Source organism: Micromonospora sp. NPDC049580 (assembly GCF_040675595.1).
Lineage (GTDB): Bacteria > Actinomycetota > Actinomycetes > Mycobacteriales > Micromonosporaceae > Micromonospora.
Genome location: NZ_JBFAPG010000516.1, coordinates 1 through 4,278, shown reverse-complemented (window position 1 = coordinate 4,278; position 4,278 = coordinate 1). Strand labels below are relative to the sequence as shown.

4 protein-coding genes and 1 pseudogene are annotated in these 4,278 nt (G+C 74.3%); 3 read left to right on the top strand and 2 right to left on the bottom strand.

Translation table 11 applies throughout. The annotated features are described in order from the left end of the window. Window positions 1–172: 172 nt before the first annotated feature. Together AB0J68_RS28180 and AB0J68_RS28175 are read right to left on the bottom strand one after the other, a co-directional pair. On the bottom strand, window positions 173–886 hold the full coding sequence (locus tag AB0J68_RS28180) for a response regulator transcription factor (protein WP_363941426.1): 714 nt from the start codon (window positions 884–886) through the stop codon (window positions 173–175). Beyond that, window positions 874–2,145 (bottom strand): histidine kinase, encoded by a 1,272-nt coding sequence (locus AB0J68_RS28175; RefSeq protein ID WP_354855844.1) that lies wholly within the window; start codon window positions 2,143–2,145, stop codon window positions 874–876. Before AB0J68_RS28175 ends, AB0J68_RS28180 begins: the two co-directional genes overlap by 13 nt. 132 nt (window positions 2,146–2,277) lie before the next feature. Between AB0J68_RS28175 and AB0J68_RS28170 the strand changes: the two genes are divergently transcribed. From AB0J68_RS28170 to AB0J68_RS28160, 3 genes and pseudogenes are all read left to right on the top strand, one after another. Then, entirely contained in the window at window positions 2,278–3,174 is an 897-nt protein-coding gene (locus AB0J68_RS28170; RefSeq protein ID WP_355063179.1) for an ATP-binding cassette domain-containing protein, read from the top strand. Further along, window positions 3,171–3,968 (top strand): ABC transporter permease, encoded by a 798-nt coding sequence (locus AB0J68_RS28165; protein ID WP_363941422.1) that lies wholly within the window; start codon window positions 3,171–3,173, stop codon window positions 3,966–3,968. Before AB0J68_RS28170 ends, AB0J68_RS28165 begins: the two co-directional genes overlap by 4 nt. A gap of 2 nt (window positions 3,969–3,970) precedes the next feature. Then, window positions 3,971–4,278 (top strand): annotated as a pseudogene (locus AB0J68_RS28160) (hypothetical protein); the annotation flags it as partial.

Below are 4,278 nucleotides of genomic sequence, written 5' to 3'. Positions count from 1 at the left end.
CCAGCACCTGGTCGATGGGATCCGTCGACTGCTCACCAACACGCACGGCAGGCCTCCCGCAGCTCGGCAGCGGTACGGCGGATTCACCGCACCGACATCCTCGGGCAGTGGTACGGCCGGCATCGGATGAAAGTTCAACCCCCGGCCCCCTAATCGTCCCCCTAACGGGCGCTCAGACGAGGTCGGCGTCGTGCACGAGCAGGGCCACCTGGACCCGGTTGTTGAGTTCCAGCCGGGCCAGCAGCCGGGAGACGTACGCCTTCACCGTCGCCACGCTCATGAACAACTCCCCCGCGATCTCCGCGTTGGTGCGGCCCCGCCCCAGCGCGACCGCCACCTGACGCTCCCGCTCGCTGAGCCCGCCGAGCAGCCGCAGCGCCCGCTCGCGACGCGGATCCGGACCGGCCAGACCCGGTGCGGCGGCGGTCACGTGGTCGATCAGCGTGCGGGTCACCGTCGGGGAGAGCGTCGCCTCCCCCGCGGCCACCCGGCGTACCGCGTGCACGATGTCCGCCGGAGGGGTGTCCTTGAGCAGGAAACCGGCCGCGCCGGCGCGCAGCGCCCGCAGCACCTGCTCGTCGGCGTCGAAGGTGGTCAGCACCAGCACCTCCGGCGGGTTCGGTCGCGCGCGGAGCGCCTCGGTGGCGGTGAGCCCGTCGACCCGGGGCATCCGGATGTCCATCAGGACCACGTCCGGGGCGTACGCGGCGATCGCCGCCGGAACCTCGCCGCCGTCGGCCGCCTCGCCCACCACCCGCAGGTCCGGCAGGCCGCCGAGGATCATCGAGAGCCCCGCCCGGACCAGCGCGTCGTCGTCCACGATCAGCACCCGCACCGGCGCGGTGGCCTCCCCGGCCCCGCCGGACGGCCCGGTCACGCCGGCCACGGCAGCCAGGCGGCCAACCGGAAGTCGCCAGCCTCGTCCCGCCCGTGCGCCAACCGGCCTCCGGCCAGGGTGACCCGCTCGGTGATGCCGACCAGCCCGGTGCCGGCGCCCGGCAGACCGCCGGCACCCGGCGGTTCAGCCCCGGCCGGCGTGCCCAGCGGCCACCGGTTGGAGATCGCCACGGTCAGCCCGGCGCCCGGACCACCGGCCACGTCCACGGTGACGGCCGCGCCGGCCGCGTGCTTGCGGGCGTTGGTCAGGCCCTCCTGCACGATCCGGTACGCGGCCCGCCCCAGCGCCGCCGGCACGGCCGCCGACGCGACGACGGTGTCGGTGACGTTCACCCGCATCCCGGCCGCGCGCGACTCCGCGATCAGGGCGGGCAGGTCGGCGAGGGTGGGCTGCGGCGGCTCGGGGGCGTCGCCGACGTTGCCGCCGTCGGCGCGGAGCACACCGATGACCTCCCGCAGGTCCTGCAGGGCGGCGTGGGCGCTGCCCCGGATCACCCCGGCGGCCCGGGCGACCTCGTCGGCCGGCGCGTCGGGGCGGAACTCCAACGCGCCCGCGTGCAGGCTCAGCAGCGAGATCCGGTGGGCCAGCACGTCGTGCATCTCCCGGGCGATGCGGGTGCGTTCGAGGTGCCGGGCCTGGGCGACCCGCAACTGCTGCTCGGCCTCGGCCCGCTCGGCCCGCTCCCGCAGCGACACGATCAACTGTCGCCGGGCCCGGACGAACATCCCCCAGGCCAGCACGGCGATCGTGATCACCGCACCCCACGCCACGGTGGCCCAGTACGGCCAGCTCGGGTCCGGGCGCGTCCAACTGAAGACCAGGTTGGTGACGAGGCCGGCACCGGTGAGCGCGATCGCGACGGCGGTGCGGCGGTGCACCACGACGGTGAAGTAGAAAATCAGCAGCGGGACGGCCGCGGCCAGCGAGAACGCGCTCAGCGGCAGGGTGGCCACCGCCAACCCGAGCGGCCACCGTCGCCGCACCCAGAGCAGCCCGCAGCAGGCCAGCCCGAGCAGCGCGTCCACGCCGACCATCCAGTCGTGCGGCAGCGGAATCGCCGTCTCCGGAGCGGGCGACAGGGCGTCCACGGTGGTGAACAGCACCCAGAGCAGCCCGGCCAGGAACGCGAGGCCGTCCACGACCCAGTCGCGGGTGGTGCGGCGCGGGTGTGCCCGGTCACGTTCGCCCGGCACGACCAGCTCCCCCGGCAGCAGCCAGGGGTGTTCCGGGACGGCGAGGCTGGTCACGCGCCCATGCTAGGCAGCAACGGGCACCGGCAGCCAGCTACCAAAGTATCGACCGGAGCGTCGACCAAGGTCGGTACGGCACCGACCGGCGGCCGCAGCGGATGGCCGGGTGGCGCGGGCACGCTCGTCGGCATGATCACCGTGGAGAACCTCACCAAGCGATACGGGCCACACCCGGCGGTGGACGACGTGTCGTTCCAGTGCGAACCGGGCACGGTCACGGGCTTCCTCGGCCCCAACGGCGCCGGCAAGTCGACCACCATGCGGATGATCTGCGGGCTCACCGCGCCGACGGCCGGCCGGGCCACCGTCTCCGGGCGCCCCTACCGCGACCTGCCCAACCCGGGGCGCGAGGTCGGGGTGCTGCTGGACGCCTCCGCCCAGCACGCCGGGCGCACCGGCCGCGAGGCGTTGACGCTGTCCGCGTACACCATGGGGTTGGACGGGCGCGAGGTCGCCGCGAAGCTCGACCTGGTCGGGTTGAACGCGGTGGCGGCGAAGCGTCGGGTACGGGCGTACTCGTTGGGCATGCGCCAGCGGCTCGGGCTGGCGCACGCGCTGCTCGGCGACCCCCGGGTGTTGATCCTCGACGAGCCGGCCAACGGCCTGGACCCGGAGGGGATCTTCTGGATGCGCGGCCTGCTGCGCGACTTCGCCGACCGGGGCGGCACCGTGCTGCTCTCCTCCCACCTGCTGCGCGAGGTGGAGGCGGTCGCGGACCGGCTGGTGGTGATCGGGGGCGGCCGGATCGTGGCCCAGGGCGACAAGAACGAACTGCTCGCCGGCGGCGGCACGCTCGTGCGGGCCCGCGACGGCGCGGCACTGCGCCGGGCACTGGGCGCGGCGGGTCTGAGCGCCACCGACGGCACCGACGGGCTGCTCGTGCAGGCCGACGCCGAGACGGTCGGCCAGGCCGCCGCCGACGCGGGCGTCGCCCTGGCCGAGCTGCGCCCCGCCGGCAGCGGTGGCCTCGAACAGCTCTTCCTCACCCTCACCGCCGGCGAGTCCACCAAGGAGGCCGTCCGATGACCACCACCATCGCACCCGCCGCCGGCGCCGTCGCGCCCCGGCAGCACCCGGCGGTACGCCGTCCGTCGCTGCTCCGGCTCACCGCCGTGGAGCTGCGCAAGCTCGTCGACACCCGGGCCGGCCGTTGGCTGCTGATCACCATCGGCCTGGTCACCGCCGTGATCGTCACGCTCCAGTTGATCTACGCCAAGGACGCCGACCAGACCTTCCTCGACTTCTTCGTCCCCTCGCTGCTGCCGGTGTCGGTGCTGCTGCCGGTGCTGGGCATCCTGTCGATCACCAGCGAGTGGTCGCAACGCACCGCCCTCACGACGTACGCCCTGGTGCCCCGCCGTGAGCGGGTGATCGGGGCGAAGCTGATCGCCGTGCTGCTCACCGCGCTCGCCTCGGTGCTGGCCAGCCTGGCCGTCGCCGCCGTCGGCACGCTCGTGGCGTCCGCCACCGGCGGCGCAGGCACCTGGCAGTTCGACTGGTCGCTGCTGCTGAACGCGGCGATCCTCCAGGTCGCCAGCGTGCTGATGGGTGCGGCCTTCGGTCTGTTGCTGCTCAATCCACCGCTGGCGATCGTCGGGTATCTGCTGCTGCCCACCCTGTGGGCGGTGCTCGGCGAGATGGTCCGGCCCCTGCGCGGCCCATCCGGCTGGCTGGACACCAACAAGACGATGGAACCGCTGTTCAGCAGCGACGCGCTCACCGGTGAGCAGTGGGGGCGGATGGCGGTGTCCCTGCTGGTCTGGATGGTCCTGCCACTGGCCGTCGGCCTGGTCCGGACGCTCCGCCGCGAGGTGTCCTGACCATGGACCTGGCCGGCTACCGTCCGCGCACCACGGTCAGCGGCGGGCCGCTGGAGCTGGCGGTCCTGTGGGGTGGTTTCCCGCTGCTCGGCGCGGGGGCCGGATGGCTCCTCGCGGCGACGACAGGCTGGCTCGCCCGGCTGCCCTGGGTGCCGTTCAGCGACCTCGTCGAGTGGCTGGACCGGCTGCCCGAGCCGCAGGCCACCGCCGGCACGATCGCCGTGGGCGCCCTGGCCGGCCTGGTCCTCGCCGGGATCGGCACCGCCGAACGGCTGATCGTCAGCGTCGACGCGGCGCAGGTCCGGCTGCG

Bases quoted from the DNA above. Each gene is read 5' to 3' on its own strand.
- AB0J68_RS28170 (WP_355063179.1), top strand. From the start codon at position 2,278: ATGATCACCGTGGAGAACCTCACCAAGCGATACGGGCCACACCCGGCG.
- AB0J68_RS28165 (WP_363941422.1), top strand. From the start codon at position 3,171: ATGACCACCACCATCGCACCCGCCGCCGGCGCCGTCGCGCCCCGGCAG.